Genomic DNA, 19,101 nt, shown 5'->3' with positions numbered 1-19,101 from the left:
GCTGTGTTTCGCAAGACCGTAACCGGGATGTAACCTTATTGTCGCTCCTCGGCCTCTAGGCCGGGGAGCATGTCCACTCGCATTGAGACTGCGGCGCCCCGGCCGCGCGCCTTCGCGCTCCGCCTCGCATGGTCGCGGCTGCTCGATCAGATCGGCCGCAATACGCGTCGGACCGACGCCGAGGATCTGCTGCACGACGCCTATGCCGGGCTGCTCGCGCAGCATGCGCCGGTCCGCAACAAGGAGGCCTTCCTGGTCCGTGCGGCGGTCAATCGCGGACGGGACGCCTGGCGGCGGGAGAAGGTACGGGACCAGCATGGCGATCCGGCGGCGCTCGACATCGTCGCCGACGGCGCGCCCCTGCCTGACGAGGTGATCATCATGCGCGAGCGTCTGACCCGGGTCCGGGAGGGCGTGGATCGCCTTAGCCCGCGGACACGCGAGATCTTCCTGATGCAGCGGCTCGAAGGGTATAGCTATCGCCAGATTGCGGACCATCTTGCCATCAGCCCGAGCGCGGTCGAAAAGCATATGGCGAAAGCGATGACGCAGCTTGCAGGCTGGATGGAGAATTGGTGAACGCCATCGACAGCCGTGCCGCCGAGTGGATTGCGCGTCTGCATGCAGGCGACCGCGCCGTGGCGGACGAGACGGCGTTGCGCGTTTGGCTGGACGAAGATCCTGCGCACGCTGCCGCCTTCGAACGGCTCACCTTGCTGTGGGATATGGTGCCGGGAAGCGGCGCGCAGCCGGTCCCGCGGGTGGAGCGTCGTCCGGTCCTGACGCGGCGGCGGTTGTTGCTGGGCATGGGCGGCGCGGCTGCCACCTGTGGCAGCGCCGTCGTCGGCCTCTCGGCAGCTTATGCCGGCACCACCTACGAAACCGACATTGGCGAGCGGCGGTCGGTTCGCCTGCGCGACGGGTCGCAGCTGTTGCTGGATGCCGCCAGCCGCGTGACGGCCGATGCCTGGCCGCGCTATCGCCAATTATGGCTGGAGCGCGGGCGCATCCAGCTTTCGATCGCGCCCAATGCGGTCCCGTTCGAAGTGGATGCCGGTCATGGTACGCTGCTGGCGTCGGCCGGTCGCTTCGATCTGCGCCGCGACGGCGGCAATGATGTCTCTCTGGTCAGCATTGCCGGGCAGGCAAGGGCGGGCACGGGACAGGATCTGCAGCCGTTAACGTCGGGCGATCGTCTGCGGGCAGGGCCGCATGAGACGATCGTGGACCGGCCCGATCCGCGCCTCGTCCAAGCCTGGATCGATGGTCGCGCCGCATTTCATGAAGATACGATCGCCGCGGTGGCAGCGGAAGCCAACCGCTATGCCCGTACCCCGCTGACGATCGCGGATGCGCAGACGGGATCGCTGCGGGTCAGTGGCCTCTATCGGATGGGCGACAATGTCGCACTCGCCGAGGCGCTGGCCTCGCTGCACGGGCTGCAGGTGCAGCGCAGCGGCGACAGAATCATTCTCGGGAAAAAAAGTTCGGTTTGAGGGGTGGGGTGATCGCCAGGTGGCGCGTCGGGAAGGTGCGGCCGCATGGCCGCCAACCGTCGGGGGACCATTTTCGTGATCAGCTATCGTCGACCGTCCATGTGCCGCACCTTCGTGCTCGGCACCGCCCTTGCCGCATGTCTCGCTGCGCCGGCGATGGCGCAGGACAAGCGCGCATCGGTCCACCTTGTGGCTCAGCCGCTGGCCGGCGCGCTGGAATCGCTCGCGCGGCAGACCGGCGTGAACATCCTGTTTTCGCCCGACGCCGTGCGCGGGATGACGGCGCCTGCGGTCGATGAACGCCTCAGCGCACAGGGGGCGGTTGAACGGCTGATCGCCGGCCGGCCATTGCGGGTCCAGCAGCAGAGCGATGGCACGTTGCTGATCGTGGCAAGCTCGCCCGTGCGGCCGACGACGCTTACCGCCACGCCGACCGCGCCCGCGGAGGGTGGCGACGAAATCGTCGTCACCGGTTATTCCAACAGCCTCACCGGCGCGCTGGACGAGAAGCGTCGGGCAACCAATGTCATTGATGTCGTGCGCGCGGACGATATCGGCAAATTCCCCGCGCAGAATATCGCGGAAGCGCTCCAGCGCGTGCCCGGCGTTTCGATCGTGCGCGACCGCGGCGAAGGCGTCTTCGTCCGGGTACGCGGGCTCGGCGCCAACTTCCAGGTGGTGACGCTCAACGGCCGCTCGGTCGCGGTCAACGAGAATGTCCGCGACAGCGGGCAGAGCGGCCGCCAGTTCCGGTTCGACACGCTGCCGTCCGAGCTGATGTCCGCGGTCGAAGTCGCCAAGAGCCCGCGCGCGGACCTGGACGAAGGCGGGATCGGCGCGATCATCAACCTGCGCACCTTTCGCCCGATGGATCTGAAAGAGCCGCTGCTCAACCTGTCGGCCAATGCCAGCGCTCCGTTGCTCGCCGACAAGGTCAATCCGCGCCTGTCGGGGCTGGCAAGCTGGATGAACGATGCCGGCACATTCGGTGCGCTGTTCGCCGCCGTCTATGACGAGCGCACGACCCGTCAGGATCGCGTCACCAGCGTCAGCTGGGCCGACGGCAAGATCGACGCCGACGGCAACGGCGTGCTCGATCCGGACACGATCCTGATCCCCACCAGCGCGCGGCCCACCTTGGAACGCGAAGACCGGCAGCGCATCGGGCTCAACGGCGCCGTCCAATGGAAGCCCGACGAGCGGTTCGAGCTGAACGTCGATGCGCTGTGGAGCCGACTCGACATCGATTATGACGAGCTTACTTATTCGACCGATTTCTCGAACAGCGTCGCGCGCGCCTTGGTGCCGGGCACGGCCGTCGTTACCGATGGCGTCCTGACCGCCGGCACCGTCCAGACTTCGACGCAGATCGGGCGCGAACAGTCGAAACTGCGTTATTCCAACTGGCTGGTTGGCGCCAACGCGCGCTGGCATGCCAATGGGTGGATCGCCAGCGCCGATCTCAGCATCGGCCGTGCGGTGTCCGATACGCCGAAGCCGATCTATCGCTCGCGCCTGCTCGGCCCGGTCGGCAATGTCAGCTTCGATTTCGCCAAGGTGGGTGATCGGCTGCCGAACCTGAGCTTTCAGACCGCCGATCTGTCCCAACCCGGAACCCTGCCGGGGCGCCGCATCGAATATCGGGTCAACGATTCGATCGATAAGGAGAAAGCCGCCAAGTTCGATCTGACGCGCGAGCTGGACGGCATCGTCACGGCGGTGCGCGCCGGGGCCAAGGCAGAGCGCCGCAACCGCGACTATGATCGCCGCGACATCAATTTCACGAACGGCATTGCCGGCCAGCGTTTCGACGCCAATTTCTTTGATCCTTTCCCGGTCGATGATTTCCTGAAGGGTGTGGGCGGGAACCTGCCGCGTAGCTGGCTGATGCCGGATGCCGACGCATTCCTGGCGGCCGCGACCGGGAAGGAGGCGCTGCTCGCTGCCCCGCTCGCCCGCGGCGATCTGCGCAACAGCTATGACATCGCGGAACGGATCTTCTCCGGTTATGCGATGGCGGACTTTGCCGTGCCGCTCGGCGGTATCACGCTGCGCGGCGACATGGGCCTGCGCTATGCGCACACCCGGCAGACGTCGTCGGGCTATGCCGATGACGGCCGCACCGCGGTGCCGGTCAGCTATCGCCGCGACTATGGCAATTGGCTGCCGTCGCTCAATCTGGTGGGCGAACTGACCGATAAGCTGCAGCTGCGCCTCGCCGCGTCGAAGGTCATTACCCGCCCGTCTTTGGCCGATCTCGCGCCGCGGCTGACGATCAACTCCAACCCGACGGTCCTGACCGCCGTCGGCGGCAATCCGGAACTCAAGCCGTTCCAGGCCTGGCAATATGATGGCACGGCCGAATGGTATTTCGCACCGGGCAGCGCGCTGATCGGAGCCGTTTTCTACAAGGATATTACCAGCTTCGTCTTCCAGCAGACGCGTGATTTCGTGTTGGACGGAGCCAATTACCGGCTGACCGCCCCGCAAAATGGGGGCAAGGCGCACGTCGCCGGGTTCGAGATCGCCTATCAGCAACTGTTCCGGATGCTGCCCGCGCCCTTTAACGGCCTGGGCACGCAGATCAATTACACCCACACGTCCAGCAAGGGTACCTATGCCGCGGCCGGCGGCGGCACGTTCCGCGATGCGCTGGTCGATGTCGCGCGGGACACGTTCAACGTCACCACCTTTTACGAGAAGGGCCCGTTCGGCGCGCGGTTGAGCTATAGCTGGCGCGGCAAGGTGCTGCGAGATGTCGGGGGTGCCGGCCTTGCGGCGAACAATGACAGCCCGTTCGGCAGCCTGGATTTCGACATGTCCTATGCCGTCCGGCCAAACCTGACCTTGGTGGTGCAGGCCATCAACCTCGCGGGTGGCCGGCAGTGGCAATATGTCCGCGACAATCGCTTCGCCGGCTACACCGATTATGGCACGACGCTGATCGCCGGCATCCGGGCGCGCTTCTGATGCGCAATCCTGCCCGCATCTGCCTGGCGCTGTTCGCGGCGCTGACCGTAGTGCCGGTCGCGGCGGCCCCGACCGAGCGGCTGGAGCGGGTCGTCATCATCATGCGGCATGGGGTGCGCAGCGCCATGTCCAGCCCCGAGGAATTGGGCCGCTACAGCGCCAAGCCATGGCCGCGCTTTGCCGTCCCCGCCGGCTATCTGACCGAACGGGGTGGTCGGGCGGTAACATTGTTGGGCGACTGGTATCGCGTGCGCTACCAGCAGGCCGGCCTGTTGGCGGATGGCGACTGCGCGGTCTTCTATTGGGCCAATCATACCCAACGGACCGAGGCGACGGCGCAGGCACTGGCGCAGGGGCTGACGCCCGGTTGCACTACAATCGTTCATCAGTCGCCTGCCGCCCCGGATCCCTTGTTCGATGCGCCGCTGACGCGTCCGGCCGCACTGGATCCGGCGCGGCGTCTTGCCGCCATTTCCGGGCGTATTGGTGGCGATCTGGCAGGATGGGATCGGCGTCTGCAGCCTAATACCGACCGGTTCGAGGCGCTCCTGCTGCAATGTCGCGCTGTTCCCTGCACGGCTCAGGAGCGGCGACGCCCCGCGCGGCGCTTGAGCGACACGCCCGTGGAGATGAAGCTCGACGGCAAGGGCGGCGTGACCTTGACCTCACCGGCCCTTCAGGTCGCCGGCATCGCGGAAAGCCTGATGATGGCTTATGGCGACGGGCTCGATTTTCCCGGCTGGCGCGACGTGAATGCGGCCACGATCGAGGCCGCCCTGACGGTGCACGGCGCCGGCATCGACCTGCGGACGCGGACGCCGGAAGTGGGGCTCCAGGCGAGCAGCTATCTTGCGCGGCGCCTTCTGGCGACGCTGCAGCAAGGCAGCGGCGACACGCCGGCGGGCGATCCGATCGGGGGAGATGCGAAGATCGTGGTTCTCAGCGGCCATGACGGTACCGTCACCATGCTCGCCGGCTTGCTCGGCCTGGAGTGGCAGGTACCGGGCTATGCGGCCGGCCAGGCGGCGCCGGGCGGCGGCCTGATCTTCGAACGCTGGCGGCGCGCGACCGGCGAGGCGGTCGTGCGGGTGCGTTATGTGGCGCAAAACCTGGATCAGCTGCGCCATCTTACGCCGCTCAAGGATGATGTCGCGCCCGGCGTGGCACCCATTTTCGTGCCCGGCTGCAGCGAGGCCGACATGGCCTGCCCGCTTCCCCGATTTGCCGACCATGTTCTCAACGCCGTTAGGTGATTGCAGCGGTGCTGCCTCAGACCTGTAGGGCGGAGCGCAGATAGGGCACGACCGGTTCGATGCCGGTTACCCGGCCCGCTTCGATCAGGATACGCCGCTGCGCCAGCCGTGCAACTTCGGCGGCATCGTGGCTGACGAGGAAGACCGGCATGGCCAGCTGCGGCAGCAGGGCGGCAAGATAGTCGGACAGCTCGGCCTTTGCATCGCTGTCCAGGGCGGACAGCGGCTCGTCGAGCAGCAGCATGTTCGGCCGGATCAGCAAGGCACGGGCGATCGCCACGCGCTGGGCCTCGCCGCCGGACAACCGACCCGGCATGCGATCCAGCAAGGCGCTTATCCCCGTGCGATCGACGACATCGGTCAGCGCGAGCGGCTGTGCGGCGCGCCGGGCGGCATAGGCAAGGTTGGCGCCGACGCTGAGATGGGGCAGCAGGTTGGCGCCCTGGAAGACGAAGCCGACACGGCGGCGCTCCGGCGGTAAAAAGGCGCGATCGTCCTGCCAGACCTGGTCATTCACGCGCACCAGACCGGACGCACGCTCCAGACCCGCCAGACAGCGCAAGATGGTCGTCTTGCCCGAGCCGGATCGACCGAACAGGCTCGTCACACCGACAGCCGGAACAGTGAAGGCGGCGTCGAGCGCAAGCGCACCCAGCGTGGTCGCAAGGCGCGCCTCGACCTGTCCGCTCATAAGGCGATCCGCGCGCTGCGCCGTTCGATCATCAACAGCGCGAACAGGCTAAGGAAGGCAAAGACAACAAGACCCGCGGCAATGCGGTGCGCGGCGCCATATTGCAGGCTTTCGACCAACGTGTAGATCCGGGTCGACAGAACCTCGGTATGGCCCGGTATCGACCCTCCGATCATCAAAACCACACCGAACTCGCCAACCGTGTGCGCGAATACCAGGATCGCGGCCGATACGAAGCCACGCCGTGCCAGTGGCATCGCGACGGTCAGGAAGCGATCCAGCCGACCGGCGCCAAGCGTTGCGGCAATCTCCAGCGGGCGTTCGCCGATCGCCTCGAACGCGGTGCGCAGGGGCTGGACCGCGAAGGGCAGCGAATAAAAGAGCGAGCCGATCACGAGCCCCGTGAAGGTGAAGGCGAGGGTGCGTATGCCGAACCACTGCAGCGGCACCATCAGCGGGCTGTCCGGCCCCAGCGCGATCAGGACGTAAAAGCCGATTACGGTCGGCGGCAGGACCAGCGGGAGGGCGCTGAGCGCACCGGCGACTTCCTTCCACCAGCTGCGCGAGCGCGCCAGCCACCAGGCAAGGGGGGTGGCGATCAGCAGCAGCAAGAGGGTCGTGACCAGCGCCAGCTCGACGGTGGTGGCGAGCACGACGCCGATGGGAGACTCCATGATTTAGCCTGACACCGCGTCAGCGCGTTTCGTAGCCATAGCGCCTGATGATCCCCCGCGCGGCCGGGCTATGCAGATATCTGAGGAAGGCGACGGCGGCGGGATTGCCGGCACCGACCTTGAGCAGCACCGCCTGTTGCGCGATCGCCGCGTGCAGGTTTTGCGGCACCAGCCATTTGGAGCCGCCGGGTCGGGCGACGACCTGGCTGAAGGCCACAAAACCAAGGGGCGCGGCACCGGTGGCGACGAAATCATACGCCTGCGCGATCGATGTTCCCTTGACGATTTTCGCGGCAACGACGGGATAGAGGCCCAGCTTGCGCAGGGTCTGGAGCGCCGCCGATCCATAAGGGGCGGTTGCCGGATCGGCGATGGCGAGCTTTGCGAAATTGCCCTTTCGAAGCACCGCGCCGCGTGCATCGATAAGGTTCGGATCGGTCGAATACAGGACCAGCCGGCCGATGGCATACGTGAAGCGGCTACCGGCGACGGCAAGCCCGTCCCGCTCGGCTTGCTTCGGCCGATCCGCATCGGCCGAGAGAAAGAGATCGAACGGTGCGCCCTGTCGCATCTGCGCGTAAAAGGAGCCGGACGATCCGAAGGAAACCACGGCGCGATGGCCCGTCGCCTTCGCAAAGCCGGCGGCGATGTCCTTGGCCGGTTCGGTGAAGTTTGCCGCCACGGCAACCCGCGTCGTGGCTGCGGACAATTGGGTGCCCGCTATGGCAGCAAGACAGAGCAGCAGCGGGCGGAGGGCGAACACCTCCGTCCTTTAGCTGGGCTACCGAAGTCCGTCCATTGTCAGGCGCCGGCTTTAACCTCACCCAACGCGCTGTGTCGCCGCCCGTACACGGTGTAGATGAGAATGCCGATCCCATTCCAGATGAGGCACCAGAGCAGGGTCTTGGTCGGCAGGCTGACGAATAGATAGAGGCAGCCCAGGATTGCGGCCGGCCCCACCACCCAGACCAACGGGGTGCGGAACGGGCGTCGGAGAGTGGGCGCGCGGCGCCGCATCACCAGCATGCAGGCGGCCACCGCCATGAAGGCGATGAGCGTGCCGGCATTGGCGAGTGCGGCGATCTGATCGATCGGCAGCACGCCGGCGATGACCGCGACGACGATGGCCGTGACGATGGTGATGCGCACGGGCGTGCCCCGCGCGGACATGGTGGCAAGCTGGGACGGCAGGAAGCCGTCGCGCGCCATCACCAGGAATATCCGGCTCTGCCCATAGAGAAAGCCGAGCACCACTGTCGGCAAGGCGACGATCGCGCTGATTGCGATGATCTGCGCGATCGTGTCATGCCCCATCTCCCGCATGATCAGGGACAGCGTGTCCGGGCTGCCGGCAAAGCGCAGGAACGGCACCGCGCCGACCGCGGCCACGCCGACCAGCACATAGACCAGCGTCGCGATGAGCATCGATCCAACGATACCGATCGCAAGATCGCGTTCGGGTTTCTTCGTTTCTTCGGCCGCCGTCGAAATGGCGTCGAAGCCGTAAAAGGCAAAGAAGATGATGGCCGCGCCCGCCATCACGCCGCGCTCGGTGACGTTTCCAAGCTGATCCACGACGGCATGTTTAGCAAAGCCATAGGGCATGAACGGATGCAGGTTGGCGCTATTGAAAGCAGGCAGCGCCACCGCAACGAACAGGATCAGCGCCAGTATCTTGATCACCACGAGCAGGGTGTTCAACCGCGCGCTTTCCCGCGTGCCGAAGCAGAGCAGACCGGCAACAACCGCAATGATGAAGATCGCCGGAAGATTGGCGATGCCGCCAAGGGATGGCCCCTCCGTCAGCGTCGGCGGAAAACCGTTGGCGATCAGCAAGGGCGCGGCAAAGCCCGACCAGCCGACCGCGACCGTCGATACGACCAAGGAATATTCGAGTATCAGGCTCCAGCCGACGATCCAGGCGATGACCTCTCCCAGCACGGCATAGCTATATGTGTAGGCGCCACCCGACGCGGGCATCATGGTCGCCATTTCCGAATAGGCCAGTGCGGCGCAGGCGCAGATCACGCCGGCAATTGCGAAGGACAGCAGGATGGCCGGCCCGGCGCGGCCGACCCCGGTGCCGATCAGCGTCAGGATGCCGGTGCCCACGATCGATCCGACGCCCAGCGCAATCAGGTGCGGCCAGGACAGGGTAGGGGCAAGCCGGTCGCCTCCCCGCGTTGCCGCTGTCTCGATCGGCTTGCGCCTGAACAATCCCGACATTCTGCCCTCCCTTTATAATGGGCTTTATCGTCTATCGCAGCCGCGCGGCATGCCAGGCGAGCTGATCGGCCATGAACGTCGATATGAAATAATAGCTGTGATCGTAGCCGGCCCGAATGTTGAGCGTAAGGTCGATGCCAGCCTGATCGCACGCGTGGCGCAACAGGTCCGGGCGCAATTCGCTCGTGAGAAATTGATCGTCCGCACCCTGATCGACCAGCAATTCCGCGACGCGCGCACCGTCTTCGATCAGCGCGACCGCATCGTGCCGGCGCCAGGCGCCATGATCCGGGCCCAGATAGCCGCTGAGCGCTTTCTGTCCCCACGGCACGCGCGACGGCGCGACGATCGGCGCGAACGCAGACACCGCTTTATAGCGATCGGGATAGGACAGGCCGATCGTGAGCGCGCCATGGCCGCCCATCGAATGGCCCATGATCGACTGACGGGTCATATCGGCCGGGAATTCGGCGCGGATCAGCTCCGGCAATTCCTCGGTCACATAGGTTTCCATGCGGTAATGCGCGGCCCATGGTTCCTGGGTCGCGTTGACATAGAAACCCGCGCCGAGGCCGAAATCATAGGCGCCGTCCGGATCGTCGGGCACGCTTTCGCCGCGCGGGGACGTATCGGGCGCGACGAAGATCAGGCGATGTTCAGCGCAGGCGCGGCGATATTCGCCTTTGTCGGTGACGTTGGCATGCGTGCAGGTGAGGCCGGAGAGATACCACACGACCGGCAATTTCTCCCCGTCGGCATGATCCGGCACAAAGACCGACAAGGTCATGTCGGTGTCGGTCGCCGCCGAGCTGTGGCGATAAACGCCTTGGGTGCCGCCATGGGCGAGGTTGGTCGAGAGGGTTTCCATGGTCACCTATTCCGTTCGTGCTGAGCCTAGTCGAAGCCCATCGATCGGCAACGTCCTTCGCCTTCGCTCAGGACGATCGGATCGTTCAAGCCTTCATATGATCAGCTTTTCGACAGCTGTCGCGGGATCGCCGGTATTGGGCGTGCCGCTCGGTTCGATCAGCAGCATCTTCACCTCGCCATGACGCGCGACCGGGCGGTGCTCCACGCCCGCCGGCACAATGAACAATTCGCCCGGATTCAGCGTCACAATCCGGTCGCGCAATTCGATGTCGAGCCTGCCTTCAATCACCAGGAACAGATCGTCGGTTTCGTCATGCTTGTGCCAGTCGAAGGGGCCCTCGATCCGCACGACCATGATGTCGTTGCCGTTATAGCCGGCGACGATGCGCGGCTTCCAATGATCGGAGAAGCTGGCCAGCTTCTCGGCGAGATTGACCTTGTCTTGCATCGACCGGCTCAGGCCTCGGGCGGGAAGCGATGCGCCGCGCAGAGCTTGTTGCCCGAGGGATCACGCAGGTAAGCGAGGTACAGCTTGCCGAAGCCGCCTTCCCGGATGCCGGGCGGATTTTCGCACGATGTTCCCCCGGCCGCGACCCCGGCGGCATGCCAGGCGTCGACCGCTGCGGGGGAGGCCGCCTGGAAGCCGACGGTGCCGCCATTGGCGCAGGAGGCGGGCTTTCCATCGATCGGGCGGGTGACCATGAACACGCTGCCGCCATGCATGTAGATAAGCCGGCCGTTCTCGCCGGCCTGACTGGGCGAGACCCCGAGCGCGCCGAGCGTTGTATCAAAGAACAATCTGGCGCCGTCGAGATCGTCGGCACCGATTACGATATGGCTGAACATCGGCTCTTCCTCCCGGTCAGTAGACGACGACACTGCGAATGCTTTCGCCGGCATGCATGAGGTCGAAGCCCTTGTTGATCTCGTCGAGGGTCAGGACGTGGGTGATCATGGGGTCGATCTCGATCTTGCCGTTCATATACCAGTCGACGATCTTGGGGACGTCGGTGCGGCCCTTGGCGCCGCCGAAGGCGGTGCCGCGCCAGTTGCGGCCGGTGACGAGCTGGAACGGGCGGGTGGCGATCTCCTTGCCCGCTTCGGCCACGCCGATGATGATCGAGGTGCCCCAGCCGCGATGGCACGCTTCCAGCGCGGTGCGCATCACTTCGGTATTGCCGGTGCAGTCGAACGTATAATCGGCGCCGCCGTCGGTCAGCGCCAGGATCGCGGCGATCACGTCCTCGCGCGATTTGCCGCGTCCGTCGATGAAGTCGGTCATGCCGAAGCGGCGGCCCCATTCCTCGCGGTCGGGGTTGATATCGACGCCGATGATCTTGTTGGCACCCGCCATCTTCGCGCCCTGCAGCACGTTGAGGCCGATGCCGCCGAGACCGAAGACGACGATATTGTCGCCGACCTGGACCTTGGCGGTGTTGACGACCGCGCCGACGCCGGTGGTGACGCCGCAGCCGATATAACAACTGGTCTTGAACGGCGCGTCTTCACGGATCTTGGCGACGGCGATTTCCGGTAGGACGGTGAAGTTGGAGAAGGTCGAGCAGCCCATATAGTGAAAGATCGGCTGGTTCTTGTAGCGGAAGCGGCTGGTGCCATCCGGCATCACGCCCTTTCCCTGGGTCGCGCGGATGGCGGTGCAAAGGTTGGTCTTGCCGCTGAGGCACGACTTACACTGGCGGCATTCGGGCGTGTAGAGCGGGATGACATGATCGCCGAGGCGGAGGCTGGTGACGCCGGGGCCGACTTCGCGCACGATGCCCGCGCCCTCATGGCCGAGGACGACGGGGAACAGGCCCTCGCTGTCGAGCCCGTCCAATGTGTAGGCGTCGGTATGGCAGATGCCGGTCGCCATGATCTCGATCAGGACTTCGCCCGCCTTGGGGCCGTCGAGATCGAGTTCGACGATTTCCAGCGGCTGCTTTGCTTTGAATGCAATGGCGGCACGGGTCTTCATGGCATTTCCTGTGCGAAAGAGGGGCGTGTTGCGGTGGCGATGGCGATGGGTATCGCAAAAGGCAAGGCGATGCGCGCTTGCCGGGGGGGCGGCCCTGTGCTGCATGTGCACAGATGATTCAGGCGGCGCTCCATCATGTTACGTCCTACCGGTATGACCGGCCGATCATGCTCGGGCCGCAGGTCATCCGCCTGCGCCCGGCGCCGCATAGCCGCACGGCAGTCCCCAATTATTCGCTGACGATCCTGCCCGAGCAGCATTTCGTCAATTGGCAGCAGGATCCGCACGGCAATTGGCTGGCGCGGGTGGTGTTGCCGGAGCCGACCACGGAATTTCGCGTCACGGTCGATCTGATCGCGGACCTCACGGTGATCAACCCGTTCGACTTCTTCGTCGAGGATTATGCGACCGCGCGGCCATTCCAATACAGCCCGGACCTGAAGACCGATTTGTCGCCCTATTTCGAGCTGGAGCCGCAGGGCGCGCGGTTCGACGCGCTGTACGAACGCTTTCGCGACGTACAGATGGGGACGATCGATTTCCTGGTCGAGATCAATCGGGTGGTCAACGAGACGGTCGGCTATGTCATCCGGCTGGAGCCGGGCGTGCAATTTCCGGAGCAGACGCTGGAGATCGGCACCGGATCGTGCCGCGATTCCGGCTGGCTGCTGGTGCAGTTGCTGCGGCGGCTGGGCTTTGCGGCGCGGTTCGTGTCGGGTTATTCGATCCAATTGACGCCGGACGTCGTGCCCGTGGAAGGGCCGAAGGGCGTGGCGCGCGACGTATGCGACCTCCATGCCTGGGCTGAGGTCTATATTCCCGGCGCGGGCTGGATCGGGATGGACCCGACGTCGGGGCTATTTGCCGGCGAGGGTCATATCCCGCTGTGCGCGACCCCGCATTATCGGTCGGCGACGCCGATCGAAGGCATGTTGCTGGAGCCGGCGCAGACCGAATTCGGCTTCGAGATGGACGTGCAGCGCATCGCCGAGGCGGTGCGCATCACCAAGCCGTTCACCGACGCGCGCTGGGCGGCACTGGATGCGCTGGGCCGCAAGGTCGATGCCGATCTGGTCGCGCAAGACGTGCGGCTCACCACCGGCGGCGAGCCGACTTTCCTGGCGGCGGACGACCCCGAGGCGGCGGAATGGAATGCCGATGCGGTCGGGCCGACCAAGGCGGGCTATGCGGATCGGCTGATCCGGCGGATGCGCGATAAGTTCGCGCCGGGCGGGCTGATCCATCACGGCCAGGGCAAATGGTATCCGGGCGAGAGCCTGCCGCGCTGGGGCTATTCGGTCTATTGGCGGCTGGATGGTGTGCCGGTGTGGCGCGACACCAGTTTGATCGCGGTCGACGGCGGGCATGACGTCACCCAGCTCGACGTCGAGGAGGCCGAGCGCTTCCTGAAGGCGATCGCCGATATGCTGGAGGTGTCGCAGGACTATGTGCAGCCAGCCTTCGAGGACCCGGTCGAATGGTCGCTGAAGGAAGGCGATCTGCCCGCCAATACCGACCCGACCGATCCCAAGATTGACGATCCCGAAGTGCGGGCGCGGATGGTGAAGGCGTTCGAACATGGCCTGTCGCGGCCGGTGGGCTATGTCCTGCCGATCCAGGCGTGGCAGGCGGCGGCCCAGCCCGAGCCGCGCCGCTGGAAGAGCGAGCAATGGCGCGTGCGTCGTGGGCGGCTGTTCCTGGCCCCCGGCGACAGCGCGATCGGCTACCGCCTGCCGCTCGGATCGCTGCCGCACGTGCCGAAGTCGGATTACCCCTTCCTGCACGTGCGCGACACGACCGAGCCACGCGGACCGCTGCCCGATTTTCGCGAGCAGGGGCCGCCGCCCACGGCCACGGACCAGCATCCGCAGCGCAGCGAAGCGGTGGCGATGGCGCCCGACGGGCAATCGGCGCAGGAACGGACCGAGCAGGTCATCATTGAGGGCGCGGTCCGCACCGCGATGACGGTCGAGCCGCGCGGCGAATATGTCGCGGTCTTCCTGCCGCCGACCGAGACGCTGGAAGATTATCTTGCACTGATCGCGGCGGTCGAGCGCACCGCGCAGGCGACGCGCATCCCGGTGCGGATCGAGGGCTATGCCCCGCCGCCCGATCCGCGCCTGCAGGTGTTGAAGGTGACGCCCGATCCCGGCGTGATCGAGGTCAATATCCAGCCGACGTCGACGTGGGACGAGACGGTCGATCTCACGACCAGCCTGTACGACATGGCGCGGGCGGAGAAGCTGACGGCGGACAAATTCCTGATCGACGGGCGTTCGATCGGCACCGGCGGCGGCAACCATATCGTGCTGGGCGGCCGTTCGGTGATCGAAAGCCCGTTCGTGCGCCGGCCTGACCTGCTCAAGAGCCTGGTGCTCTATTGGCAGCGTCATCCGTCGCTGAGCTATCTGTTCTCCGGCCTGTTCATCGGGCCGACCAGCCAGAGCCCGCGCATCGATGAGGCACGCCACGACGGGCTATACGAGCTGGAGATCGCGCTGGCGCAGGTGCCCAACCCTTTCGCCGGGCAGAATGACACGCCGCAGCCTTGGGTAGTCGATCGCCTGTTCCGCAATTTGCTGGTGGACGTCACGGGCAACACGCACCGCACCGAAATCTGCATCGACAAACTCTTCTCACCCGACGGCCCGACCGGCCGGCTTGGCCTGGTCGAGTTCCGCGGGTTCGAAATGCCGCCCGAAGCCAAGATGAGCCTCGCCCAGCAATTGCTGATCCGCGCGATCACCGCCTGGCTGTGGCGCGCGCCGCAAAGCGGGAATCTCGTACGCTGGGGCACCAGTCTGCACGACCGCTTCATGCTCGGCCATTTCGTGTGGGCGGATTTCCTCGAGGTGCTCGGCGACCTGCGCGGGGCGGGCTACGATTTCGATCCGGCCTGGTTCGAGGCGCAGCGCCAGTTCCGCTTCCCGGTCCACGGCAGCATCACCGCCGGCGGGGTCGGGCTGGAGATCAGCCATGCGCTGGAGCCGTGGCCGGTGCTGGGCGAGACCGGCGCGATCGGCGGCACGGTGCGCTATGTCGACAGCTCGACCGAGCGGTTGCAGGTCCGCGCCACCGGCCTGGTGCCTGGGCGGCACATCATCGCCTGTAACGGGCGGCGCGTGCCGATGACGGCGACGGGGACGCAAGGCGAGGCGGTCGGCGGCGTGCGCTACAAAGCCTGGGAGCCGGCCAATTGCCTGCATCCGCGGCTACCGTCGAATGCGCCGCTGACGTTCGATCTGCTCGATAGCTGGAACGGGCGGTCGCTGGGTGGCTGCGTCTATCATGTCGGCCATCCGGGCGGTCGCAATTACGACCATGTGCCGGTCAACGATTATGAGGCCGAAGCCCGGCGCAAGGCGCGCTTTGTCGAGCATGGCCACACGCCGGGCAACATCGCGATGCCGCCCGCGGAACATGCGGGCGATTTCCCGATGACGCTGGATCTACGTCGGCCGGTGGGCCTGTGATGCGCGGACGGAGGACGTAGCCATGGCGCCGGGGGGCACCAATATGGCGCAATTGCCGGGCATGCCCTCCTGGGGGCAGGGCTGGCTGGAATCCTATGTTTCGCAAGCGAATGCGGGCGACGTCGTACGGGACGACATGGGCCGGGGCGCGCGCTGGTGGCACCATCTGTTCGACGGCGTCGCCGGGCTGACCGAGGGGCGGCTGCAGCGGTTGCAAGATCGGGTGGGCCGACAGGTGGACGAGATCGGCACCGCCTTTCGCCTGCCGGGCGATCCGTCGGAACGGCCATGGCCGCTGTCCGCGTTGCCGCTGCTGATCGGCGAGGATGAATGGCAGGAGATTGCGGAGGGGGTCGCCCAGCGGGCCGAATTGCTGGAGCGGGTGCTGGCCGACATTTATGGGCCGGGCGCGCTGGTGGCCGACGGCCATCTGCCGGCGCCGCTGCTGACGGGGTCGCGCCATTTCTGGCGGTCGATGATCGGGATGGAGCCGACCGGCGGGCACCGGCTGCACATCTATGCTGTCGATCTTGGGCGCGGACCGGACGGCGAGTGGCGCGTATTGGCCGATCAGGTGCGCGCACCCGTCGGCGCCGGCTATGCGCTGGAGAACCGGCTGGCCGCGAGCCGCGTGATGGGCGCGCTGCAGACGCGGCTCAACCTGCAGCGTCTGGCCCCCTTCTTCGCCGGATTTCGGGAGGGGCTGGCAGCGGCCTGCAAGCGATCCGATCCGCGCATCGGGTTGCTGACCCCCGGACGGTTCAACCAAAGTTACCCGGAACAGGCGCATCTCGCGCGCTATCTGGGCCTGCTATTGGTGGAAGGCGACGATCTCGCGGTGCGGGACAATCGCCTTTATGTCCGCACGATCGAAGGCTTGAAGCGGGTCGACGCCTTGTGGCGGCGCATGGATTCGCGCCTGTTGGATCCACTCGCGTTCGATTCGACCTCCCATATCGGTGTGCCCGGCCTCATGGATGCGATCGCGTCGGGCGAAGCCGTGATCGCCAATGCGCCGGGCGTAGGCGTGATCGAATCGCCCGCCTTTGCGGCATTCCTGCCGGCCTTGGCGCGCAAGCTGCTTGGCGAGAAGCTGAAACTCCCCAACATCGCGACCTGGTGGTGCGGGCAGGAGGGGCCCTGCGAGCAGATGTTGGCACGGCTCGATCATCTGCTGATCAGCCCCGCTTTTTCGGAGAATGTCGCCGGCCTGCCCGACGGCACGATCCTGGGATCGAGCCTGGACCGGCAGGGCCGGGCGGCGCTGACCGCGGCCATGACGATCCGCCCGCAGGATTATGTCGGACGCGAAGTGGTGCGGCTTTCGACCATGCCGGTGGTAGCCGATGGACGGTTGGTGGCGCGGCCTTTCACGCTGCGCGCCTTCGCCGCGCGCGATCAGGACGGCCGCTGGATCGTCATGCCCGGTGGCTTCGCGCGGCTGGGCAACGTGGCCGATGAGCGGGCGACGATCATGGGCGATGGGGCTTTCTCGGCCGATGTCGGGATCGTGTCGCTTCAGGTGCAGGAGCCGGTCTCGCTGTTGCCGCAGCATGTTGCCGTGCGTCGCAATCCGGGCACGCTTCCGAGCCGCGCCGCCGATAATCTGTTCTGGCTTGGCCGCTATCTGGAGCGCGGCGAGGCGACGCTGCAGTTGGTGCGCGCAACCCTGGGCGGGACGATTGACGCGGATGGCGGCGCCAGCCTGGTACCGGTGACGCTCGACCGGCTTGCGACGATGCTCATCTCGAGCGGGGCTGCCCGCATCGAAGAGGATCCGGACGAGGAAGAGGATGACGATGAGGATCCCGGCGCGATCCGGGATCTTGCCGAGTTGGCTGAAGCGGCGCTCGACGGCAGCGGCCTTGCCAGTATCCGCACGCTTTTTCAGACGGTGCACGGGATCGCGCTCGGCATTCGCGATCGCTTATCCGCGGATGTGTGGCGCCTGATCGACATGCCGTTGCCGGCCGGTCCGGGCGGTGACGCGACCGCGATGCTCAATCGTGTCGGCCAGTTGCAGGAGCGTTTCGCCGCCCTCGCGGGGCTGGCAGCGGAAAATATGGGGCGAACCGCCGGGTGGCGCTTCCACGATCTGGGCCGGCGGCTGGAACGCGCGCTGGTGGCGTGCCGACTGACGCGGATTTTCGCGAGCGAAGCGGCGACCGCCGACGATCTGACCACCTTGCTCGACTTGATGGACAGCCAGATCAGCTATCGTGCGCGCTATATGACCGGGCTGGCGCTGGTACCGGTACGCGACCTCGTCATGCTCGACCCCTATAATCCGCGCAGCCTTGGCTTCCAGGTCGCGCGGCTGCGCGAGCATCTCGCGGCGCTGCCGTCGCTGCGCGACGATGGGCTGGAAGAGGATCACGTATCGCTCGCCAACGAACTGGCGCTGATGGTCACGACGGTGAAGCCGGAATCCCTGTCGCCCGCGACCTTGTTGGGGATCGAGAACCGGCTGGCGGCATTGAGCGACGCAATTGCCGCGCGCTTCTTCCTGCAGGGGGCCGAGACCGTACGGGCCGCCGCGATGACCTTGGCATGAGCGGGGCTGTATGATGCGCTACGCCATCACGCACACGACACGGTTCCGTTACGCGTTTCCGGTGCGGTTCGCGCGCTGCAACCTGCGCCTCAAGCCGATTGCCTGGGATGGCCAGTGGCTGGAGGATCACGCGCTGGTGATCAATCCGGCGACGTCGGAGGATACGGGGCGATCCAGCGGCTACCCCGTCCACACAACGCGGATCGTCGTCACCAAAGCCGCAACCGAATTGCGGATCGAAAGCCGCGCCCGCATCCTCGTCGATCGCATCGCGCCCGTGCCGGCGGCCGAGGACGTCAGCGTCCAAGATGCCGCGCGCCTGGCGCGCGAGGTTCGCGACCTGAGCCCCACCGCGCCGGCCAATTATCTCTTCCCATCGCCGTTGATCGCGGCTTTCCCGGAAATTGCTGCCTGGTGCGCGGCGGAGCTGCGGCCGGACCGTGGCGTGGTCGAAGCCGGGCTGGCGCTTGCGAAGGCGATCAAGGCGCAATTCCGCTACGATGGCAGCGCGACCCAGCTCGATACCAGCCCGGCCGAAGCCTTCCGGAAAAAGCATGGCGTCTGCCAGGATTTTGCGCAGATCATGATCTCCGGCGCCCGCTCCGCCGGGCTCGCGACCGCATATGTTTCGGGCTATCTGCGGACACTCCCGCCGCCCGGAAAGCCGCGGCTGGTCGGGGCGGACGCAACCCATGCGTGGGTATTGATCTGGTGCGGGCCCGACCGAGGCTGGATCGGCTTCGATCCGACCAACGGCGTTACGATGGGGCCGGATCATATCGTGATGGCGATCGGCCGCGATTATGCGGACGTGGCGCCGATCGACGGGATCTTCCTGGGCCGCGACGGGCAAAAGATCGATGTCGCGGTGGATGTCGAGCCGCTCGGCTGAATTGCGCGTCCGCGAGGAGAGGAGAGT

15 protein-coding genes are annotated in these 19,101 nt (G+C 66.1%); 7 read left to right on the top strand and 8 right to left on the bottom strand.

Annotation, left to right across the window (positions count from 1 at the left end; translation table 11 throughout):
* Positions 1-69 precede the first annotated feature (69 nt).
* Genes ACSBM8_RS16415 through ACSBM8_RS16400 form a run of 4 tightly spaced genes read left to right on the top strand, consistent with a single transcriptional unit; the run spans position 70 to position 5,719 of the window.
* On the top strand, positions 70-579 hold the full coding sequence (locus tag ACSBM8_RS16415) for an RNA polymerase sigma factor (protein ID WP_442679064.1): 510 nt from the start codon (positions 70-72) through the stop codon (positions 577-579).
* A complete protein-coding gene (locus tag ACSBM8_RS16410; protein ID WP_442679063.1) occupies positions 576-1,496 on the top strand; it encodes a FecR family protein in 921 nt (306 codons plus the stop codon). Before ACSBM8_RS16415 ends, ACSBM8_RS16410 begins: the two co-directional genes overlap by 4 nt.
* Before the next feature lie 45 nt (positions 1,497-1,541).
* The gene (locus ACSBM8_RS16405; RefSeq protein ID WP_442679062.1) at positions 1,542-4,466 is read left to right on the top strand and encodes a TonB-dependent receptor; all 2,925 of its coding nucleotides are present in this window, start codon (positions 1,542-1,544) and stop codon (positions 4,464-4,466) included.
* The gene (locus ACSBM8_RS16400; RefSeq protein ID WP_442679061.1) at positions 4,466-5,719 is read left to right on the top strand and encodes a histidine-type phosphatase; all 1,254 of its coding nucleotides are present in this window, start codon (positions 4,466-4,468) and stop codon (positions 5,717-5,719) included. Before ACSBM8_RS16405 ends, ACSBM8_RS16400 begins: the two co-directional genes overlap by 1 nt.
* Before the next feature lie 16 nt (positions 5,720-5,735).
* Here ACSBM8_RS16400 and ACSBM8_RS16395 read toward each other — a convergent pair whose 3' ends face one another.
* The 8 genes from ACSBM8_RS16395 to ACSBM8_RS16360 all read right to left on the bottom strand — a co-directional run bounded on the left by ACSBM8_RS16395 (position 5,736) and on the right by ACSBM8_RS16360 (position 12,155).
* On the bottom strand, positions 5,736-6,410 hold the full coding sequence (locus tag ACSBM8_RS16395; protein WP_442679060.1) for an ATP-binding cassette domain-containing protein: 675 nt from the start codon (positions 6,408-6,410) through the stop codon (positions 5,736-5,738).
* Positions 6,407-7,084, bottom strand: coding sequence for a molybdate ABC transporter permease subunit (modB, locus tag ACSBM8_RS16390; protein WP_442679059.1), 678 nt, complete (start codon positions 7,082-7,084; stop codon positions 6,407-6,409). Before modB ends, ACSBM8_RS16395 begins: the two co-directional genes overlap by 4 nt.
* Before the next feature lie 19 nt (positions 7,085-7,103).
* The gene (gene modA, locus ACSBM8_RS16385) at positions 7,104-7,847 is read right to left on the bottom strand and encodes a molybdate ABC transporter substrate-binding protein (protein WP_442679058.1); all 744 of its coding nucleotides are present in this window, start codon (positions 7,845-7,847) and stop codon (positions 7,104-7,106) included.
* 38 nt (positions 7,848-7,885) lie between these two features.
* Complete coding sequence (locus ACSBM8_RS16380) at positions 7,886-9,310, bottom strand: amino acid permease (protein WP_442679057.1); 1,425 nt, start codon at positions 9,308-9,310, stop codon at positions 7,886-7,888.
* Positions 9,311-9,341: 31 nt separating this feature from the next.
* A complete protein-coding gene (gene fghA, locus ACSBM8_RS16375; protein WP_442681624.1) occupies positions 9,342-10,178 on the bottom strand; it encodes an S-formylglutathione hydrolase in 837 nt (278 codons plus the stop codon).
* Positions 10,179-10,271: 93 nt separating this feature from the next.
* On the bottom strand, positions 10,272-10,628 hold the full coding sequence (locus tag ACSBM8_RS16370) for a cupin domain-containing protein (RefSeq protein ID WP_442679056.1): 357 nt from the start codon (positions 10,626-10,628) through the stop codon (positions 10,272-10,274).
* An 8-nt stretch (positions 10,629-10,636) separates the two neighbouring features.
* The gene (locus ACSBM8_RS16365) at positions 10,637-11,026 is read right to left on the bottom strand and encodes a VOC family protein (RefSeq protein WP_442679055.1); all 390 of its coding nucleotides are present in this window, start codon (positions 11,024-11,026) and stop codon (positions 10,637-10,639) included.
* A gap of 16 nt (positions 11,027-11,042) precedes the next feature.
* A complete protein-coding gene (locus ACSBM8_RS16360) occupies positions 11,043-12,155 on the bottom strand; it encodes an S-(hydroxymethyl)glutathione dehydrogenase/class III alcohol dehydrogenase (RefSeq protein WP_442679054.1) in 1,113 nt (370 codons plus the stop codon).
* A 113-nt stretch (positions 12,156-12,268) separates the two neighbouring features.
* Between ACSBM8_RS16360 and ACSBM8_RS16355 the strand changes: the two genes are divergently transcribed.
* From ACSBM8_RS16355 to ACSBM8_RS16345, 3 genes are read left to right on the top strand one after another with little or no spacing between them, the layout of a single operon-like run.
* Entirely contained in the window at positions 12,269-15,628 is a 3,360-nt protein-coding gene (locus ACSBM8_RS16355; RefSeq protein WP_442679053.1) for a transglutaminase family protein, read from the top strand.
* Between the two features lie 22 nt (positions 15,629-15,650).
* Positions 15,651-18,182, top strand: coding sequence for a circularly permuted type 2 ATP-grasp protein (locus ACSBM8_RS16350; protein ID WP_442679052.1), 2,532 nt, complete (start codon positions 15,651-15,653; stop codon positions 18,180-18,182).
* Between the two features lie 13 nt (positions 18,183-18,195).
* Positions 18,196-19,074, top strand: a complete 879-nt coding sequence (locus ACSBM8_RS16345) for a transglutaminase family protein (RefSeq protein ID WP_442681623.1) — start codon at positions 18,196-18,198, stop codon at positions 19,072-19,074.
* Positions 19,075-19,101: the final 27 nt, after the last annotated feature.

The sequence above is a fragment of the Sphingomonas sp. ASY06-1R genome, assembly GCF_052180265.1.
Lineage (GTDB): Bacteria > Pseudomonadota > Alphaproteobacteria > Sphingomonadales > Sphingomonadaceae > Sphingomonas_I.
This window is presented reverse-complemented; position numbering and strand designations above follow the sequence as displayed.

Coding starts and splice junctions, on each gene's coding strand:
- ACSBM8_RS16415 (WP_442679064.1), top strand. CDS start 70: ATGTCCACTCGCATTGAGACTGCGGCGCCCCGGCCGCGCGCCTTCGCG.
- ACSBM8_RS16405 (WP_442679062.1), top strand. CDS start 1,542: ATGGCCGCCAACCGTCGGGGGACCATTTTCGTGATCAGCTATCGTCGA.
- ACSBM8_RS16400 (WP_442679061.1), top strand. CDS start 4,466: ATGCGCAATCCTGCCCGCATCTGCCTGGCGCTGTTCGCGGCGCTGACC.
- ACSBM8_RS16395 (WP_442679060.1), bottom strand. CDS start 6,410: ATGAGCGGACAGGTCGAGGCGCGCCTTGCGACCACGCTGGGTGCGCTT.
- modB (WP_442679059.1), bottom strand. CDS start 7,084: ATGGAGTCTCCCATCGGCGTCGTGCTCGCCACCACCGTCGAGCTGGCG.
- ACSBM8_RS16380 (WP_442679057.1), bottom strand. CDS start 9,310: ATGTCGGGATTGTTCAGGCGCAAGCCGATCGAGACAGCGGCAACGCGG.
- fghA (WP_442681624.1), bottom strand. CDS start 10,178: ATGGAAACCCTCTCGACCAACCTCGCCCATGGCGGCACCCAAGGCGTT.
- ACSBM8_RS16370 (WP_442679056.1), bottom strand. CDS start 10,628: ATGCAAGACAAGGTCAATCTCGCCGAGAAGCTGGCCAGCTTCTCCGAT.
- ACSBM8_RS16365 (WP_442679055.1), bottom strand. CDS start 11,026: ATGTTCAGCCATATCGTAATCGGTGCCGACGATCTCGACGGCGCCAGA.
- ACSBM8_RS16360 (WP_442679054.1), bottom strand. CDS start 12,155: ATGAAGACCCGTGCCGCCATTGCATTCAAAGCAAAGCAGCCGCTGGAA.
- ACSBM8_RS16355 (WP_442679053.1), top strand. CDS start 12,269: ATGATTCAGGCGGCGCTCCATCATGTTACGTCCTACCGGTATGACCGG.
- ACSBM8_RS16350 (WP_442679052.1), top strand. CDS start 15,651: ATGGCGCCGGGGGGCACCAATATGGCGCAATTGCCGGGCATGCCCTCC.
- ACSBM8_RS16345 (WP_442681623.1), top strand. CDS start 18,196: ATGCGCTACGCCATCACGCACACGACACGGTTCCGTTACGCGTTTCCG.